Annotated in this window: 20 protein-coding genes and 1 pseudogene; 10 read left to right on the top strand and 11 right to left on the bottom strand. The window is 49.5% G+C overall.

The genetic code is table 11. The annotated features are described in order from the left end of the window. Positions 1-15 precede the first annotated feature (15 nt). Genes GY169_RS13900 through GY169_RS13890 form a run of 3 tightly spaced genes read right to left on the bottom strand, consistent with a single transcriptional unit; the run spans position 16 to position 1,783 of the window. The gene (locus GY169_RS13900; RefSeq protein WP_065357604.1) at positions 16-555 is read right to left on the bottom strand and encodes a septation protein A; all 540 of its coding nucleotides are present in this window, start codon (positions 553-555) and stop codon (positions 16-18) included. Between the two features lie 45 nt (positions 556-600). After that, a complete protein-coding gene (locus GY169_RS13895) occupies positions 601-1,344 on the bottom strand; it encodes a YciC family protein (RefSeq protein WP_167576117.1) in 744 nt (247 codons plus the stop codon). Between the two features lie 25 nt (positions 1,345-1,369). After that, complete coding sequence (locus GY169_RS13890) at positions 1,370-1,783, bottom strand: YkgJ family cysteine cluster protein (protein WP_167576116.1); 414 nt, start codon at positions 1,781-1,783, stop codon at positions 1,370-1,372. Here GY169_RS13890 and GY169_RS13885 point away from each other — a divergent pair. Then, on the top strand, positions 1,782-1,940 hold the full coding sequence (locus GY169_RS13885; RefSeq protein ID WP_167576115.1) for a hypothetical protein: 159 nt from the start codon (positions 1,782-1,784) through the stop codon (positions 1,938-1,940). The two genes, GY169_RS13890 and GY169_RS13885, sit on opposite strands and share 2 nt — an antisense overlap. A gap of 112 nt (positions 1,941-2,052) precedes the next feature. Beyond that, on the top strand, positions 2,053-2,688 hold the full coding sequence (gene ompW / locus GY169_RS13880) for an outer membrane protein OmpW (RefSeq protein WP_167576114.1): 636 nt from the start codon (positions 2,053-2,055) through the stop codon (positions 2,686-2,688). Between the two features lie 45 nt (positions 2,689-2,733). On the opposite strand, the gene GY169_RS13875 is transcribed toward ompW, so the two are convergent. The 6 genes and pseudogenes from GY169_RS13875 to GY169_RS13850 form a co-directional block, all read right to left on the bottom strand. Beyond that, positions 2,734-3,861, bottom strand: a complete 1,128-nt coding sequence (locus tag GY169_RS13875) for a phage integrase Arm DNA-binding domain-containing protein (protein WP_167576113.1) — start codon at positions 3,859-3,861, stop codon at positions 2,734-2,736. Then, the gene (locus GY169_RS13870) at positions 3,839-4,087 is read right to left on the bottom strand and encodes an excisionase (protein ID WP_064546140.1); all 249 of its coding nucleotides are present in this window, start codon (positions 4,085-4,087) and stop codon (positions 3,839-3,841) included. The genes GY169_RS13875 and GY169_RS13870 overlap by 23 nt, the downstream gene beginning before the upstream one ends. Before the next feature lie 51 nt (positions 4,088-4,138). Next, entirely contained in the window at positions 4,139-6,271 is a 2,133-nt protein-coding gene (locus tag GY169_RS13865) for an exonuclease (RefSeq protein WP_167576112.1), read from the bottom strand. Between the two features lie 141 nt (positions 6,272-6,412). After that, positions 6,413-6,757, bottom strand: a complete 345-nt coding sequence (locus tag GY169_RS13860) for an Rrf2 family transcriptional regulator (RefSeq protein ID WP_167576111.1) — start codon at positions 6,755-6,757, stop codon at positions 6,413-6,415. 41 nt (positions 6,758-6,798) lie between these two features. Then, positions 6,799-6,939 (bottom strand): annotated as a pseudogene (locus tag GY169_RS13855) (hypothetical protein); the annotation flags it as partial. 302 nt (positions 6,940-7,241) lie between these two features. Beyond that, positions 7,242-7,631: a helix-turn-helix domain-containing protein gene (locus GY169_RS13850; protein ID WP_123651420.1), complete on the bottom strand. Its 390-nt coding sequence runs from the start codon at positions 7,629-7,631 to the stop codon at positions 7,242-7,244. A gap of 101 nt (positions 7,632-7,732) precedes the next feature. Here GY169_RS13850 and GY169_RS13845 point away from each other — a divergent pair, with 101 nt between their 5' ends. The 5 genes from GY169_RS13845 to GY169_RS13830 are packed head-to-tail and all read left to right on the top strand — an operon-like array spanning position 7,733 to position 10,468. Continuing rightward, the gene (locus tag GY169_RS13845) at positions 7,733-7,948 is read left to right on the top strand and encodes a transcriptional regulator (protein WP_167576109.1); all 216 of its coding nucleotides are present in this window, start codon (positions 7,733-7,735) and stop codon (positions 7,946-7,948) included. A 2-nt stretch (positions 7,949-7,950) separates the two neighbouring features. After that, entirely contained in the window at positions 7,951-8,505 is a 555-nt protein-coding gene (locus GY169_RS13840; protein WP_167576108.1) for a toxin YdaT family protein, read from the top strand. Positions 8,506-8,557: 52 nt separating this feature from the next. Further along, a complete protein-coding gene (locus tag GY169_RS23440; protein ID WP_223882099.1) occupies positions 8,558-9,541 on the top strand; it encodes a DnaT-like ssDNA-binding domain-containing protein in 984 nt (327 codons plus the stop codon). Further along, positions 9,453-9,998 (top strand): replication protein P, encoded by a 546-nt coding sequence (locus GY169_RS13835; RefSeq protein ID WP_223882098.1) that lies wholly within the window; start codon positions 9,453-9,455, stop codon positions 9,996-9,998. The genes GY169_RS23440 and GY169_RS13835 overlap by 89 nt, the downstream gene beginning before the upstream one ends. 14 nt (positions 9,999-10,012) lie before the next feature. Beyond that, on the top strand, positions 10,013-10,468 hold the full coding sequence (locus GY169_RS13830) for a PerC family transcriptional regulator (protein WP_167576106.1): 456 nt from the start codon (positions 10,013-10,015) through the stop codon (positions 10,466-10,468). Positions 10,469-10,552: 84 nt separating this feature from the next. On the opposite strand, the gene GY169_RS13825 is transcribed toward GY169_RS13830, so the two are convergent. Beyond that, positions 10,553-11,035: a hypothetical protein gene (locus tag GY169_RS13825; protein WP_167576105.1), complete on the bottom strand. Its 483-nt coding sequence runs from the start codon at positions 11,033-11,035 to the stop codon at positions 10,553-10,555. Further along, complete coding sequence (locus GY169_RS13820; RefSeq protein WP_167576104.1) at positions 11,035-11,754, bottom strand: transcriptional regulator; 720 nt, start codon at positions 11,752-11,754, stop codon at positions 11,035-11,037. The genes GY169_RS13825 and GY169_RS13820 overlap by 1 nt, the downstream gene beginning before the upstream one ends. Positions 11,755-12,001: 247 nt before the next feature. On the opposite strand from GY169_RS13820, the gene GY169_RS13815 reads away from it, so the two are divergent. The 3 genes from GY169_RS13815 (at position 12,002) to GY169_RS13805 (ending at position 15,948) form a co-directional block, all read left to right on the top strand. Beyond that, positions 12,002-12,679 carry an EAL domain-containing protein gene (locus GY169_RS13815; protein ID WP_167576103.1) on the top strand — a complete coding sequence of 226 codons (678 nt, stop codon included), beginning with the start codon at positions 12,002-12,004 and terminating at the stop codon, positions 12,677-12,679. 62 nt (positions 12,680-12,741) lie between these two features. Then, positions 12,742-15,309, top strand: coding sequence for an autotransporter outer membrane beta-barrel domain-containing protein (locus GY169_RS13810; protein WP_167576102.1), 2,568 nt, complete (start codon positions 12,742-12,744; stop codon positions 15,307-15,309). A 57-nt stretch (positions 15,310-15,366) separates the two neighbouring features. Then, a complete protein-coding gene (locus tag GY169_RS13805; protein WP_167576101.1) occupies positions 15,367-15,948 on the top strand; it encodes a hypothetical protein in 582 nt (193 codons plus the stop codon). The last annotated feature ends 322 nt before the right edge of the window (positions 15,949-16,270 follow it).

The following is a 16,270-nucleotide window of genomic DNA, read 5'->3' as shown; positions in this document are numbered from 1 at the left end:
TATTATTCTCTGTGCTTACTTATGGTCATCTTGTGGCATATGACGATAGATATACACGCCGCTCAGCACGGTGAATACCAGCGTCAATGCCGTCAGGCCAAACACCTTAAAGTTTACCCAAATGTTTTGCGGTAACCAAAAGGCGATATAAATATTTGCCAGCCCGCAGAGGATAAAGAACACCGCCCAGGCGAGGTTCAGCTTCGACCACACCGCCTCCGGCAGGGTGATCTCTTTGCCCAGCATGCGTTGAATCAGCGGCTTTTTCATCACCCACTGGCTAATCAGCAGCGCACCGGCGAACAGCGCGTAGATCACGGTGACTTTCCACTTAATAAACTCATCGTTATGGAAGAAAATGGTCAGGCCGCCAAACACAGCCACCAGAATAAAGGTGATCAGCGCCATTTTTTCGACTTTACGATAGCGTACCCAGCTATAAATCAGCACCACCGCAGTGGCGACAATCAGCGCGCTGGTGGCCGCATAGATGTCATAGATTTTATAGAAGGCGAAAAAGACAACCAGTGGTAAGAAATCAAGAAACTGCTTCATACTTCGATTCCGTAGTTCATGCCGCCCGCTATGGGCGGCATCAGATTATTGACGAATAAGCATATACACGCGGAATAAATAGATCAGCAACAAGGCGGAAATCAGGTTGCTGAGCGTGTTAGCCACCACGGCACCAAGGTATGGCGTCAGGAAGGCAAAGCTTGATGCAAACAACAGCAGCAGCGTTTTCGCCAGCATCCAGCCAACCACCGCGGGGGCAATCAGACGAATATTGGCCCAGCCGAGACGAGTGCTGTGACGAATGGCGGAAAAAACGCCCAGTTTATCCTGCACCATCATCACCGGGGCGAACGCCAGCACGATGGCCAGCAGGATGCCGGGAATCACGATCAGCATGACGCCCATTTGAATCAGGAACGTACTGATAAAAATGAGCACCAACAGCTTCGGCAGCACCGGCGCGCTGGCGCCAATCGCTCGCAGCGCACTGACCGGCTGACCCGCGGAGATGAGCTGAATCATCAGCAGAATACCGCCCGCCAGAATCGCATTACCGATAAGCCCGGCAAAGGTGGAAGCCGCAGAGGATTGCAGCAGAATTTGCTGCTGCTCCGGCGTCATGTTCTGCACCAAATCAAACAGCCCTGTGCTACCTGCCAGATGCTCTCCGGTAGTCAGCGTCGCGAGCTGTTCATCGCTGGGGGAAAAGGCATGGCCAAGCACCACCGTGATAAATGAACAGAGCAAAGCAATCAGCAAAATGGTCACGAACTGATTACGGAAAAAATTACCCGTGTCACGGTATACAGACTGCGCCGTGATAGACATGCACTCTCCTTGAGTATTGCAGGTGTTAATTAGCCGGCAATTGTACCGCAAATCTCCCCTGCGTAGCAGCCTCTGCGCCGGCTCCGCTAAGTATATCTTTGTAAATAGGATTCAGCGGCGGCAGGCCGTATCGCGCGCGGGCGCGATTGCAGGCTTCATTGGGCTCGCCATTTTCACCGGACATGGCGAATTCGCGGCACGGAGAAGGGCGATTGGCATAGATGGTGCAACTGACCGAACCGCCGATGTCCCCCGAGAGGGCCGCACAGCGAACCTGGCGCTGGTTGGTGCCGGTCATACAGCGTAACAAGGGGGTAACGGGCTCGGTGAGCTGCGCGGGAACAGGGCCACCGGCATCATCGGCTTCAGCCCAGTAAAAAGAGACTCGAAAATACGCACAACAGGCACCGCACGTCATGCACGGGTTGATTTCACTCATGATTACACCTGATAAAAACGCATCAACAAAATTGTCACGCTCTAAATTATCCAGCCGCTTTGATGCCGACAAGAGGGGGCAAAAAATTTTTTCCGACAAAACCAATGAAATTGATGTGGGTGATAATTTCCCGTCTGACATAGGTTGTGAAAATTGATCTGGATTAATAAATGTTAAATCTAATGACTTTGTGTGATCTGTGATGGTTCAAAAGTAACTCATTGTGGGTATATTTGCCGCGCTTGAAAAACCATAATGAGGAAGTGGATATGAAAAAGTTAGCAGTGGTTGCATTGATGTTGAGTACCGTTTCCGGCGGTGCCTGGGCGCATGAGGCAGGGGAGTTTTTCATTCGTGCCGGTTCTGCAACGGTGAGGCCTACCGAGGGTTCCGATAATGTTCTCGGCAGTCTGGGGAGCTTTAACGTCAGCAACAATACGCAGCTTGGCTTAACCTTTACCTATATGGCGACGGATAACATCGGTATTGAACTGCTGGCCGCCACGCCGTTCCGCCACAAAGTCGGCACCGGCCCAACCGGTAATATCGCGACGGTTCACCAGTTACCCCCTACGCTGATGGCCCAGTGGTATTTCGGTGATGCGCAGAGTAAGTTTCGCCCGTACGTTGGCGCGGGCATCAACTACACCACCTTCTTTGATAATGATTTCAACAAAACCGGCAAAGAGGCAGGACTTTCCGATCTGAGCCTGGACGACTCCTGGGGCGCAGCCGGGCAGGTGGGGCTGGATTATCTGATTAACCGTGATTGGCTGATTAACATGTCGGTCTGGTACATGGATATCGACACCAACGTGAAGTTTAAACACAATGGTGTGAACCAGAATGTCAGTACCAGACTGGATCCGTGGGTGTTTATGTTCTCGGCTGGCTACCGCTTCTGATTTCTTCTGCAAAACTCCTGCAAAACCTTTCTGCAAAACTGGTCATCAAATGACCAGTTTTTTCCATTCTTTTCCCCGTGAATCGTTGTAACGATCTGTCATAGTTTTGCTCGAATGACCGAGGAGAACCTGGGTATCAATTCCTTGCGTTCTGTAAAGTCGCTCTGAGAGTGATCTCTGTTCGTGGAAGCTTGGCGGCGTGCCGTTTTCTCCCCAGTTATAATCCACTTCATCTCTTGCCTTGCTAAAGGCTACAGTTAGCGTTGCTGGCATGACTTTCCCTCCGCGCTTTGCCTTTCCTTTCGCGTGGTGGTGATGTAGAAGAAAAGGACTCAATACCTTATCTCTGCACATCGATACTATCTCCCCGAGGCTAATATTTAACTGCTGATTCCTGAGAGCCAGTGGTATTGCGATCTTTGCACCTGTTTTACCCTGCTCAACAAGCAAATAGTTGTCCTCGATGTCGTTGAATTTCATGTTGCATATATCAGCAAGGCGCTGGCCGGTTACAAGCGCCAGCAGCATCGCGCGCTGTAAAAAATAATTATCCTTTTCTGCTGCTTTGTAGATCAACTCCCACTCGGCAAAGGTTAATCGTTGGCGAGATATTTTTACATGTGGTTTTTTCGCAACTTCCGCCGGATTAAATCCCACGGGAACTTCCCCCACTTGCTGAGCCTCTTTGAACACATCAATCACAATCTTCCTGAATATTTGCCCCATTCTGTTATGACCCTTATCTTTGTATTCATCGAGGATGGCAACGATATCTTTAACTGTTATTTGATCCATCTGAGACATGCCGAGATGTTGCTCAAGAACCTTTAGGGGGGAATCTTTCTGTTTCAGGGTGGACATTTTTATCTCTCCCCGAACCAGTCTTTCCTCCTGAATTTTCTTATATCTCGGTATAAAATCAGAAATAGTCGATGAGCCGCCGAGGCGCGAATTAACTTCGTTTTTTATTTTGAGTATATGCCTCATTTTTTGCTCAGCTAACCGGCTGTTAGCTTCGACTGCAATTTCTTTGGCAATCTTTTCGTCGGTGCCCAGTCCGTGAAATTTCCCTGTAACAGGGTGTTTGTAACGCCAATACACTTTATTTGTTCTTGAGTCTAAATAGGGGGAAAGGCCCGGGATCGTGACATTATGTTTCCGTGGTCTGCCCATCTTCTAAGATTCTCCTCAACAGCGGATGATCCTGCTTTTTCATTTCGGGTTGGGATGAGAAGCCAACGAACCGAGCTGTCAGCTCAACGCGCCAGCTCTTTCCGACCTTACAGGCTGGTGGTGAGATCATCCCATTCTTTGCGTATTTATTTAATGTTGAGGGGCCGGGAATCGGGTTACCAAATTCATGCTCAGCCCATTCCGAGAGCAGTACAAGTCTCGCCATTTTTCCTCCAGAGTATGGCCCATTGCTGGGCCACATGCTGATAATGAAAAATCAGTTCTTAATCAATTTCTGCCAGATAGCGGAAACGTATTTGACCTGATGACGGGCATCAGAAAGGGCGTTGTGCATATCCCCTTCAAATGGAATGTCGTAGCGAGGTTTTATCCCAACTGCCTCGCCCATTTCTGTAATGGTTCGCACGTCACGATCATTCCAGAACTTCCACGGGCATTCGATATTTGCTCGCTCATACGATGAACGTAGGATGACATTGTCAAATGATGCGCCATTACCCCAGACCTGCACGTTAGAACCTGCATCGGAATTTTCACTGATAAAGTCAGAAAATAACTCCAGTGCATCCCCGAGCTGCATTGTGTCACTCATTGTGATTTCAGAACGCGCTTCTGGAGACTGCTTTAACCACCATAAAATTGTCCCTGCATCCGGCAACCCACCCAAAAGCATGGATGATTCCAGAGAAACGACGGCATAAAACTCTGCGCCAGTTCTGCCGCTATCTGGATTAAAAAATACGGCGCCGATCGCGACTATAGGAGCGCTGGATTTTTTACCCATGGTTTCGAGGTCTACCATCACGTGACGGAAATCATCATTATGATGAACGGTATCGGTATTTGGGGTATCTGCTTGATCGCTATCTTCAGCATGGCCTGTAGCTGTGTCAGTTGCTGATTCGCTAACTGGCATTTCAGGTTCAGCCGGGTTTTCATCATTGAGAGCTTTTTCAATCTGCACATCGCTGGTGGTTTCCTCGCTATTGGGTTGATGCCGTTTTTCTTCAGCGGCGCGCTGGCGCACCTGGTCAACGACAGAAAGCGCTGGTTCCGGCTGCTCCCCAATCAGGCCATCGATGGAGAAAACGCCGTTGCCCATGTTGGCGATTTCTGGCTGTGGCTTGGTCAAGTCTTCATGCACCCACTTTGGATCCGTAGGGTCGCTGATACCCGGAACGAATTCCCCGCGTTCGGCTGCCAGTCGGTGGTTTATCTCGTTTTCCCAGCTTTTTTCTGGAACGTGACCAGCTGCCGCCAGCATTTCTTCTGATGGGTGCTGGTGGTCTGTTTCCGTCAGGTTCTTGTTGATGTAACGGCTCAACAGTTCCGGGAAATGGTGAGTGTTTTCTTCGGCTCCGCGAATAAGTGCGAAAATAGCGGCGCGGGAATAATCCAGAATGCCAGCTCGTTTTCGCAGGGCGGCGGACCACTCTTTGAACGGGCTTTCGTTTTTAGTGATGATCTCTTTTGCTCGGCGGTAAACTCCGCCAGGGATATCGTAGATATTGAAATCCATGGGCAGCGTGGCCAGCGCAATATCAACGTCCAGAGTGTCCAGCGTATGAGTCAGAGTCGGGTTGCGGTCTGTCTTGCCGCCGCCGGCGTTTGTATTGACGTCGGTGCGCTGAACCTGCGCCACACGGTTACCACTCAACCACTCTTTGACCAGTAGCCCACGTTCGATGTGTTCGGTGCCTACCCACGCTTTGACGAACTGGATCAGCAGGTTCAGTTCGCTTCGCTTATCCTGCGGGAATACCTTTTTCACCGCGTCGGTAAGCTTCCAGAGCGTCGGCATGTCGAATGCTTTAACTTCCGGACAGTTCTCAATGGCCAGCAGCAGGTTTTGAACGTAGGTGTTATCCGTGTCCAGTTCGAGGCTGGCAAGGTATGCGCGGGTTTTTTTGTTGATGCAGTAGACGTGCAGATCTTCAGCATTGAATTGTGCCAGCAGCTGGATGCGAAAGGGCATAGGCGCGATATTGTCGAGAGTATCGATGATTTTACTTTTTGCGTTGCTGCTGTTGTCATCCTCGCCAGCATCAGCATCAGCATCAGCATCAGCATCAGCATCAGCATCAGCATCAGCATCAGCAGGCTGAGTAGCTTCAATCTTTTGCCAGCAGTTCTTGTCATCGAGTTGATAGCGGTCGCACCAGGTGCTGTCTAAAACACTTTCTTCTGGCAGATCGTCCAGAACAGGGAAGTTAGTACGAATAGGCAGCTGGTGGTCAGCCGCGCGACCGACGGTGATCCCTTCATCTTCAAGGATGTTGAGAATTTCACGCTCAGCACGGGAATCGGACTTTGCGGAAAACCAGCAGAAAAGGCTTTTTGCTTCTGTGGCTTTTGCTTTTGCTTTTATCAGGTACGCATAGTTGTTCATTGCGTTCGGGCTCCTTCAGGTTGTAAGATACCCGGCAGCTGATGGCAGCCGCCTTGGTGGTGGTCATTGGTCAAAACTCGAAACCGGAACGCTTTGGTCGGCTTTCCGGGGGCTTAACCCGCCTCGCGCGGGTTTTGTGCTTTATGGGGCTGGCGAATCGCCCCGCAGCAACTGAGAAACGCGAACGCCATCAAGCGCTCGCAGGATAGGCTCAAAGGTTTTATGGGCTGGCAGTTTAGATACCGCGGTGATCACGTCTGTAACGGTTATGTCATCGCTTCGAGGGCTGTATCCGCCACCGGGACCGCGCTGTGAAATAACCAGGTTACCCGTACGCAGCTTTTTGAAGATCTGCTCAAGGTATGAAGTCGACAGCTTTGACTCTTTGCTGATAGCCGTCAGAGAAACGGGCGAGCCGTTATAGAGCTTATTCAAAGTGGCTGCGGCCTGGACGGATGCCAGAACGCGTTTCATTCCAAATTCCATGATCACTTCTCCGGCCATAACGGCCATTGGTCAAAACTCGATTAGTAACTTTTTACAGGCTGTTGGTCGGCAGCCGGGTCGCCTTTCTGGGCTAGGAAGTAGCAGAGGCGGCGGATCCATGCCTCAATAAAATTCAACTTTACGGCCTGCTGCCGTGCTGGTTCGCGTGCAAAATCAATCATGATTTCTCCTGTGTGCCCTTAACGTCTGGCTGACGGAACGGTACTGCCTGCTGCGCGTTGATTATTGTCATCTCATCCGGTGTTTCGTATGCCGCCGGCAGCTACTTCGTGGGCTTCCTGCCTAGATGACGCGTTGCGATAAAATGATTAAAGCATTGATTTATGTTTTGTGTCAATCTTGTATTTATATCATCATAAACTTTTGCTTTAACAGGAGCGAGAGAGGGGCTTGAGTGGTGCTGTATGAGGGGCGTAAAAAAACCGGCTAAGAGCCGGTTTGCATGTTTTAACGTATTGTGTGGCTAGTTGTTATCATCAGCCTTATAGCGACTACGGAGATATCTCTCAACATAATCATCGATTTCCTTTAAACGTAACTCAAAGGTATCGATCATTCTTTCCTGCTCAGCCTCTGGCAACTGCCTAAAAAGCCGCAGCATTTTATTCTCATTGGGCTTAAGCCCTGAGTCTTCTGAAACCTCTTCACCCAACAGCCAAGTAACAGAAACATTGGCAGCGTCCGCAATTGCTATCGCAGACTTCTTGCTGATCACTCCTTTCTTAAACCACCCATTCACTGCTTGGGGCGTGACGGCTGCAATACGGGCCATATCAGCTTTGCTGATTCCCCTGTGGGTAATTTCTTCTAAACGAGCAACCAGTTGGTTGTTGAGTTGTTCAGTCTTTTTCATACACCCATTGTAAATGTTTGGTTTATAGTCACAATAAATTTATAATTTGCATAATGTATAAACCTATGCTTTATTATGCCTAACTTAACTAGGAGATAGACATGACTGCCCTTGATAACGCAATTCGAGCTGCTGGCTCAGCCAATAAACTTGCTTCCACGATTGGTGTAAGTGGGATGGCTGTAAGTCAGTGGAAAGCAAAAGGCACAGTCCCTTCATCACGGGTTCTACAGGTATTTAACGCTACAGGGGTTACTCCTCATGAGCTGCGGCCTGATTTATACCCAAACCCGACTGATGGGATACCGAAGGGGTGATTATGCAAAGCATCTCTTATCAAAATCATACCGCAGTGAAAGGTATGGAACTGAAAACAAAAAATCAGTCTTCGCTACGTCGCCGGGATGGCATGCAGTGCCAAAAAATCTATGCCGCGGTACAGGAGTGGGAATCTACGATTCCAGGAAAAGCTCAGGAGGTGGTGGCTCAGCTGGTGGCCGAACAATGGGAAAAACAAAACGGTCGAGGAATCAGCGTTAACAAACAAAACCTGTACCGCTATCTGAAGAACGAAGCCGGTTCCGAAAAGTACACCAGTTACGTGATCCAGCTTTCCTCAGCAATTGCTGATGCGATGCCGATCGAAGTCGCCCGTAAATATGGGTTGAAGCACGGGTTAACGGAAACAGAGCTGGTGGCCAGTGCGATCAAAGAATGCAGCGAAGCTCACCAGGCGAAGTTGTTAGGCGCTCCAGTTCAGAAGCTTGAACGCGAGATAAGGGAGGCCGCAATTGCTTTGTTTAACCTGCTACCTGCAGATCTGGCGGGACCACTACTGGCGAGCGTAGCCGCCGTAGCGCCACAGTGTTTTTAATCGAGTTTTTACCAATGACCACCAGCACCAGCTGGTTAATAAGAGGTTTCAGATGGCCCGCATCAGAACAGTTAAACCTGAATTCTGGACAGATGAGAAGGTGGTGGAATGTTCAATTCCGGCGCGTCTCCTGTTTATCGGGTTGTTCAACTTCGCCAACGATATGGGATGCCTTGAGCGTTCGCCAAAACGGTTGAAGATGCAAATCTTCCCGGCTGACTCTCTTGATTGCGAACCATTGATCCATGAATTGATTTCTCATGGATTACTCACTGAATACTCAGTGAGTGATGTCTGCTATCTGCAGATTAAAGGTTTCCTTAAGCACCAAAAAATTAACAGGCCTTCGGCTACAAAAATACCCCTGCCGCCAGAATTCACTGAACCTAAGGCAAAAAAAGAAGAAAAGAGAGTGACTAATCAAGGAGGACTCAATGAGGACTCAATGAATCCTCAAGGAGAGCTCACTGACGGAAAAGGAAGGGAAGGGAAGGGAAAAGGATCAAACCCCTCTCTCTACGCGCACGAGGGAAATGTTTTTCAGGAACCTCAGTATTTGCCAGGTCTGGATATTCCGATCGGGAAATTCACGATGCACGACCTGTGGCTACCGTCACAGGACTGGCCGCGGCTGGCTGCTACCTGGGGAATAGCGCTTCCCGAACCGGCATACATGCCGGCAGAGCTGGCAGAGTTCACGGCGTACTGGAAGTCCGAGGGAAAAGTGTTTACGCAGGTTCAGTGGGAGCAGAAATTTGCTCGCAGCGTGATAAATGCCAGAGCCCAATCCAAACCACAACAAGCAACCAGAGGTAACGGTAATGCAAGAATTCAACCAGTTAACACCGCATCCCGGGCAGTCCAGCAAATTCAGGAAGCCAGAGAACTCTGGGAGAAACAACGCGGACTTGCTGGCGGCGGATACGGCGTGGCGGCTATGGACGGTCATGGGAGAGATATTCTCGAACCGGTGGACCCAGAAGAACGGGGCGGCGCCCTCGGATATGTGGATTGCCCAGATTGGGTCGATGAGTGAAGCCCAGATTACGCTGGTGTGTCGTCAGTGCATGGAGCGGTGTGCTTTGGGCCACACATGGCCGCCAGATCTCGCCGAGTTTGTTTCGTTGGTTTCCGCCAGTGGAGCTAACCCGTTCAATCTGACCTCTGACGCCGTTCTTGCAGAGTACCGACTCTGGCGAAACGAATCATACCGTTATTCAGGGAGCGACAAATACCCCTGGAAACAGGACGTGCTCTATCACATCTGCATTGAAATGCGTAGAACCGGGGTGGAAAGAAACCTGACAGAAGGAGAGCTAAAAAAGCTGGCCGAGAATTTACTGACGAAGTGGACGAAGCATCTGGCAAACGGCTTTTCAATCCCGCCGATACGTCGCCAGTTAGCCGCGCCTCATCACCCTTCGGGAGCGACGCCGGCACAGATTCTGATGGATGAGTACAAGCGCCGCAAAGCGGCAGGTTTAACTAAGTAAGCGAGTTTTGACCAATGACCAAAAAAAACAAAAACCGAGTAACACAGGCGCAGCTGGTGCTAGCCATTGTGGACAGAACGCCAGATTGCGTCATGCAGGATATTTGCGAAGCGCTGGATCTTCCGTCAAGCAGTGCTGGAAATCACCTGCGCCAGCTGTACTACGCAGGAAAGCTGGGACGTATTAACAACGGCACTCAGTACGTTTACCAGGTACGTACAGGCGTTGAGATCCCCGATGTTGAATTGCCAGAGATAGCGCTACGCTCTGTACCAGAAAACCTGCAGGAAGTTCAGGAGGCGATGGCAAAGGCCAAAGCGCTGGAGAGCAAAGGGCTCTGGCGGAGAGCTGCGACGGCCTACACCTCGATGATGGGGATGGTCAGTACTTCAGGCGAACTATGGGACATCGCTAGGCAGAGGAAACGTTGCCTCAGAAATGCCCAGATGTATGGGACGTCAATGAGATAGAACTAGTATAGGAATAACACTGCAACACTATGAGCATTCATTAGTGTTGCAGGTATCAGAGCATAGAAAATAACGGGGTCGAAATTAGTGTACCGCACAGATTAGGTAGGGGCCCGCATTGTTCGAAATGACCATATCACCGGTCGGCAGCTGGCGAATGCCGAAGATCCGGCTCACTCCTTCCAGTACAGGCATCAGATACTGATTATCGAGATCGGCGGGTACCCTGTCATTGCCGGAGCGTACTTCCCCAGTTACTTGCAGGCGGTAGTCGCTGGTTCCGATCCGCACGTAGCGATAAAAAACACTGCGGTTCATTGGATATTTCTGACCATCCTGAGTATGCAAATCTCCGGATAAATATACTGAGGCTTTACCAAAATGGTTAAAAGAGATGTTCTGAGTAAAATTCACAAATGGCTGTTCCCCTTCATTAGAATAAAAAGATGCTGTCGATGACGAACAGGTGAAACTCAGATTATGCTGGGAATACCAGTAACCCAGAGCCATAAAAATAATGAGTACGCCTGTGCCGGCACTATAAGCAAGCAGATGTTTTTTTTTCATCAGCGTATCCAAGTGTAGTAATAAATATTCTGGCAGGTATCCCGGGAATCCTCCCATTCAATGCAGCGACTGAATAAGACTTTTGCCGGCTTATGTAAATGTAGCGCTTCCTGGGCATACATATAAAACGAAGTCGTTTCGGTACAAATCTGATTATTGCGTTCAAGGGCTTCTCTCGCCACCGCAAAACTCGACGCATCGGCGACATCACTTTTCACCCCAGAAATATCGTACACTGGACAACCTTTCAGCTCGCCGATTTTTCGCGGCGTGATCGTCTCCGGCTGGGTTGTATATAAAAATGTTCCCGATACGATAATCGCCAGCGTTACTATTGCCGCGATGTACTTCGGGATATGGGGTATCCGCCGCCGCAGATGAATATGCGACTCGACGCTGACTTCCTTACTGAGGTAATAACCGGCCCGCGGTACGGTGACAATAATATCTTTCTCACCGATATATCCGGCCAGTGTTTTTCGCAGCAGGCTAATGTACTGGTTCAGGGTATTGGAGGAGGGGGCGATCCCCGCCTTTTCCCAGATTTCATTAAATAGCGTATTGCGAGTAACTAGCGCCCCGTGATGCAGCACCAGATGGTGCAGAATTTTTCCGGCTATCTCTGTCAGATGAATAGCGTCGGTTACATTTTCATCGGTGCGGCGCAAGGTGCCGTTTACGGGATCATAGATCACCGCACCATCAAGGACATATAACATCGCTCGTCTCCTCGTACTGAGCATGTCTACATGATAGTCCTTTCTTTTTTACTCGTGCCGACAATTCATGTGAACATCAATAATCAGAATTTAAATCTGTATTGTTGCTATATTACGATATTGAATCTTATAAATTAACGCGACAATGAATTATAATGTTGTTTGGAGGCGGAATTATCCGAATACTGAGCCCATCAAAACGGACGGCATCCTGTCGCTCCGGACCGTAACAGGATAAGGCACAGACATGAAAAACCTCTTTACCCGCCGGAAATACACCTGGCATCCCAACATTGAACACTTCCGCCTAGAGCCGTTTATGGATCTCACTGCAAACTGTGCCATCGGTTATGAGGTGTTAAGTCAGTTACGTGATGGAATCGACCCGGAGCGTTGGTTTACCGGACTGTCAGGGCGCCAGCAGATTGATATTCTGCTGCAGCAAATCCACTGTGTCAGTGCACAGGTAAAAGACACCTGTTTTTATAATCTGACGGTAGAAGGATTTCTGAATTTAAACCATTGCGATATTGGGTGTATTGCCAACTATGCAGGTGTTTGTCTGGAAGTTTCCGATGCATCGGCGCTGAAATGCCTGAATGATAAAGAACAGTATCTTTTTTTTAAAAACATAGGTCGCCTGCGTTGCACCGGTATAAATATCTGGGTTGACGATTTTTCTATTGACGATTTGATCACGCTGCCCGCGTATAAAAATAATATTGATGGAATCAAAATCGACAAGGGTGAAATTAATTCAACACACCTTAAAAATATTATCCAGTTAGTGAGGCAAGTGCTGGGTAATCTACCGATTCTTATTGAGGGTGTAGAAACGGAAGGCGTGAAAAATAAAAGTATGAAATATGGCGCCGATATTGGTCAGGGCTATCTGTGGAATCGACAGAACCTGATTGTTGTCTGAGGTTAATAATTGGAGCTATGGCTCCTGCTTTTCATCGAATTAAATAAACCAAGGTGTTTTAAATGTCACAGTATAAAATCAAGCCTCTTTCTTTGCTGATTGCCTCTGCACTCGCTTTTACGCCACTGGCGCAGGCTATCGTTACCGATGTCGGGAATGGTGAGGTTGTCAATAATACGGAGGTGGATTACGGCGATGAGTTAAATATCAATTCCGGCGGAGAGTCTAACGACACGGTGGTCAACAATGGCGGGCTGGAAACGGTGCTGGTCGGCGGGAATGCAAACAACACAATAATCCAGAGTGGTGGCACTCAATTGGTGGATGGAACGGCAACGGGAAGTGTATTGAACGGTGCTGCAAAGCAGGTGATATCTGACGGAGGGGTTAGTCACGGGACTCAAGTGGGAAGTTATGGTATGCAAACCGTTCATAACGGAGGGAGCGCGAACGGCACGGTTCTGAACGGCGGCTTCCAGACGGTTAACAGTGGTGGCGTTGCAAACAACACTGTGGTGAATTCGGGCTCTCAGACTGTTGATGCTGGTGGATTGGCGGAGAATTCCACGCTGAACATTACCGGGGGGCAGGTTGTCTACGGCACGGCAAATAATACCGTGATTAACGGTGGTGGCATGACAATTAATATGAATGGCGTAGCTAATGACGCCATGCATTATTCGGGTGCAGTGGTCATCAATGCCGGTGGCACAGCGAACAGCACCTTTTCCCAGGGTGACACAGTTTATGTTTCTGGTGGGACCAATAACGACAACAAGTTATCGGGTTATGCATATGAAAATATTTCAGATGATGGTGTATCCAATGGCTCTGTGCTCACCGACTCGGCAATCCAAACAATTGTTTCCGGTACTTCCCGTAATGCCGAACTGAACGGCAGTTCGACCCTGCAGAATATCATGAATGGCTCTTCTGCCATTGGCACAAAAGTGAATGATGGCTTGCAGCGCATTTACAGCGGTGGGCATGCCACCGGAACCATTGTTAACGGTGGTCAGCAGCATGTCTATGGCACGATCACAGATACCACCCTGAATGCTGGAAAATCCCTGCTTTTTAGCGGTTCCCGGGCTGAAGGGTATACAGAAGTGAACAGCGATGCCGCATTGGTTATCTATACCAACGCTGTGGCCGAAGACATCACCCTTAACGGAGGCACGCTGCAAGTGGCGGCCTTATCTGGTAGTTCGTCTGGGCAGCCAAGTGCCCAAGTGGAAAAGCTCACGATGGACGGTGGGCTTGTGCAGTTTAATACCGGATACACGTACGGTTACGCGCAGCTGAACATTGGGGAACTGAATGGTAATGGCAATATCTGGTTTGAAACCTCGCTGGCCGATAAAGCTGGCAGCTTCGTCACCATTGGCCACGGCAGTGGCAGCTTCGGCGTTATTGTTCAGGACTCCGGGAAAGAAATCGCTGATCACACCGATCTGACGCTGAACCTCATTAACGACCAGGGCGGCGACATTGACTTCGCCCTGCAGTCCGCCCGTGGCGGCAGCACCCGTGCGGTCGATGGCGGGGCCTACATGTACGTGCTGAAACAGGAAACCGGCAAGAATGGCATGGACGGCAACGTCTGGTACCTCGGCGCTATGACCGATGAGGAAGGCGGTGATAGTGGCAACGGCGGCGGTGACGGTGACAACGGTAGCAATGGTGGCAGCAACGGCGGTGGCAACCTGGTCACCACCCCGTCCACCGATGCCATCCTGAGTCTGGCCAATGCCGGCCTCAACATCATGCGCGGTGAAATGGACGGCCTGCGCGCGGCACGTCAGAGCCAGAGTCGCGACCGTCAGCACGGTGAGGGCAGCGTCTGGGGTCACTATCTGGGCAAGAAAAGCGCCGCTGAAACCAGTAACGGCGCAGCCTATAAGCTTTATCAGAATGGCATGGAGCTTGGCGGTGACGTGGTCACGGACCTGGGCAACAGCCAACTGGTCACCGGTGGCTTTGTCTCCCTGACCGGCAACAACGTGAAGCACGCCCGCGGCGGCACCAGCTCCGTCGACAGCTACGGCCTTGGCGCGTATGCCACCTGGTATGACAACAGCGGCTTCTACCTCGATGGCACCCTGAAGGCCAACCGTCTGGAAAGCCAGCTCAGCGCCCGCATGACCAACGGTGACATGACTAGCGGCAAATGGCACCAGTACGGTCTGAGTACGGCACTGGAAGCCGGCTACACCTTCACCCCGATGAACAACTTGAGCGTGACGCCGTTTGCCCGTATGACTGGTACCACCATCAACGATGCAAACGTGAAGCTGAATAACGGTATGACCGCGAAAACCGGGAAAGCCCGTTCCCTGACCGCCGAAGCCGGCGGCCGTGTGGCCAGCAATTTCTCATTGGGTAACACTGCGCTGCGTCCGTACCTGAGCATTAGCGTCGAGCAGGAGTTGGCCCACTCGAATGAAGCAGTCATTAACGACGTGAACCGCTTCAAGAACCACCAGAATGGCACATCCGGCAAGTACGGCGCTGGTATCACCGTGAGCCCAGCGAAAGACGTCACCCTGTACGGTGAGCTGAACTACCGCCAGGGCAGCTATGTGGAAGATCCGGTGCAGGGCATGGCCGGTATTCGCATCAGTTTTTAAACCTGCCCAAACAATGAAGAGGCCAGAGTGCCTCTTCTTTTCTGATGGAATACGACCGTGACCTACCGTATTGAGACTCGAAATTACTATCTACGTTATGCCTTGGAAGTCCTTTCTCCTCATGAACAAAATAGGCAAGACACATGCATTATTGATTTAAGTTCTTATAAATCCCTACAAGCGATCCTGCATTGCGTCAGGCATCACAATGATGTTACCCGGTTTATTTTTATTGGTAACGATGGCGCGCTATCTCGTGCGCTGCAATCTCTTATCTCAGTGGAAAGCAGTGAGCCTCTGATAAGATTTCATGAAAAAATTTGTCATTGCCCGGGGGTTAGCTACGATGCTGCGATGGATCTGCTTTTGGAGCATCAGAGTATGGATGGGTATTCACACCGGGATAAAACTACGGTGTACAGTTTACTGCAAAGGGAGTCCATGCAACAGGCCGCTCAATTAATCGGGATTTCTAACAGGATGCTCTACCAGCGTGTAGAAAGGCTGACAAAGAAACTCAACTTACGTAATGGGTTGCAGGCTCATCATTTCTTTCGGTATGAGTACCATCCTGATTTCGTGAGAGCAAAGATTAATGAGCATGTCAGAATAACTATACTTCGACAGCTAAAAAACTAAGTCGAAACATATTGGACTATCCGTGGCGATTCACAGTAACTACTAATGAGGTATTTTACTTATTGTCTTCTATGCGAGAAATATTGTTTATTTCAATATTTGGTAACATCTATATGTCCTTTCATTTCTTGCTTTATTTGTTTTTAATTGGAATTATACTGTAACTAAAAGTGGGTGAATGTACCGGTATTGTTTTGTTTTTGTTGCGCAGCATGCTTTTTTTAGCATTTTGTTATCAATTATGCCTAGGTATTATAGTTCATTTGTATTACAAAATGTTGGTTGCCATAATAGGATAATTTCTAAAGTACGTATTTAATGC

The sequence above is a fragment of the Kluyvera genomosp. 3 genome (assembly GCF_011765685.1).
GTDB lineage: Bacteria > Pseudomonadota > Gammaproteobacteria > Enterobacterales > Enterobacteriaceae > Kluyvera > Kluyvera georgiana_A.
The sequence above is the reverse complement of the archived record's forward strand: the minus strand, read 5'-3'. Positions and strand labels throughout refer to the sequence as shown.

What these genes read in the sequence shown, in the direction of transcription:
- GY169_RS13900 (WP_065357604.1), bottom strand. Translation starts at nt 555, where the DNA reads ATGAAGCAGTTTCTTGATTTCTTACCACTGGTTGTCTTTTTCGCCTTC.
- GY169_RS13895 (WP_167576117.1), bottom strand. Translation starts at nt 1,344, where the DNA reads ATGTCTATCACGGCGCAGTCTGTATACCGTGACACGGGTAATTTTTTC.
- GY169_RS13885 (WP_167576115.1), top strand. Translation starts at nt 1,782, where the DNA reads ATGATTACACCTGATAAAAACGCATCAACAAAATTGTCACGCTCTAAA.
- GY169_RS13890 (WP_167576116.1), bottom strand. Translation starts at nt 1,783, where the DNA reads ATGAGTGAAATCAACCCGTGCATGACGTGCGGTGCCTGTTGTGCGTAT.
- ompW (WP_167576114.1), top strand. Translation starts at nt 2,053, where the DNA reads ATGAAAAAGTTAGCAGTGGTTGCATTGATGTTGAGTACCGTTTCCGGC.
- GY169_RS13875 (WP_167576113.1), bottom strand. Translation starts at nt 3,861, where the DNA reads ATGGGCAGACCACGGAAACATAATGTCACGATCCCGGGCCTTTCCCCC.
- GY169_RS13870 (WP_064546140.1), bottom strand. Translation starts at nt 4,087, where the DNA reads ATGGCGAGACTTGTACTGCTCTCGGAATGGGCTGAGCATGAATTTGGT.
- GY169_RS13865 (WP_167576112.1), bottom strand. Translation starts at nt 6,271, where the DNA reads ATGAACAACTATGCGTACCTGATAAAAGCAAAAGCAAAAGCCACAGAA.
- GY169_RS13860 (WP_167576111.1), bottom strand. Translation starts at nt 6,757, where the DNA reads ATGGAATTTGGAATGAAACGCGTTCTGGCATCCGTCCAGGCCGCAGCC.
- GY169_RS13850 (WP_123651420.1), bottom strand. Translation starts at nt 7,631, where the DNA reads ATGAAAAAGACTGAACAACTCAACAACCAACTGGTTGCTCGTTTAGAA.
- GY169_RS13845 (WP_167576109.1), top strand. Translation starts at nt 7,733, where the DNA reads ATGACTGCCCTTGATAACGCAATTCGAGCTGCTGGCTCAGCCAATAAA.
- GY169_RS13840 (WP_167576108.1), top strand. Translation starts at nt 7,951, where the DNA reads ATGCAAAGCATCTCTTATCAAAATCATACCGCAGTGAAAGGTATGGAA.
- GY169_RS23440 (WP_223882099.1), top strand. Translation starts at nt 8,558, where the DNA reads ATGGCCCGCATCAGAACAGTTAAACCTGAATTCTGGACAGATGAGAAG.
- GY169_RS13835 (WP_223882098.1), top strand. Translation starts at nt 9,453, where the DNA reads ATGGGAGAGATATTCTCGAACCGGTGGACCCAGAAGAACGGGGCGGCG.
- GY169_RS13830 (WP_167576106.1), top strand. Translation starts at nt 10,013, where the DNA reads ATGACCAAAAAAAACAAAAACCGAGTAACACAGGCGCAGCTGGTGCTA.
- GY169_RS13825 (WP_167576105.1), bottom strand. Translation starts at nt 11,035, where the DNA reads ATGAAAAAAAAACATCTGCTTGCTTATAGTGCCGGCACAGGCGTACTC.
- GY169_RS13820 (WP_167576104.1), bottom strand. Translation starts at nt 11,754, where the DNA reads ATGTTATATGTCCTTGATGGTGCGGTGATCTATGATCCCGTAAACGGC.
- GY169_RS13815 (WP_167576103.1), top strand. Translation starts at nt 12,002, where the DNA reads ATGAAAAACCTCTTTACCCGCCGGAAATACACCTGGCATCCCAACATT.
- GY169_RS13810 (WP_167576102.1), top strand. Translation starts at nt 12,742, where the DNA reads ATGTCACAGTATAAAATCAAGCCTCTTTCTTTGCTGATTGCCTCTGCA.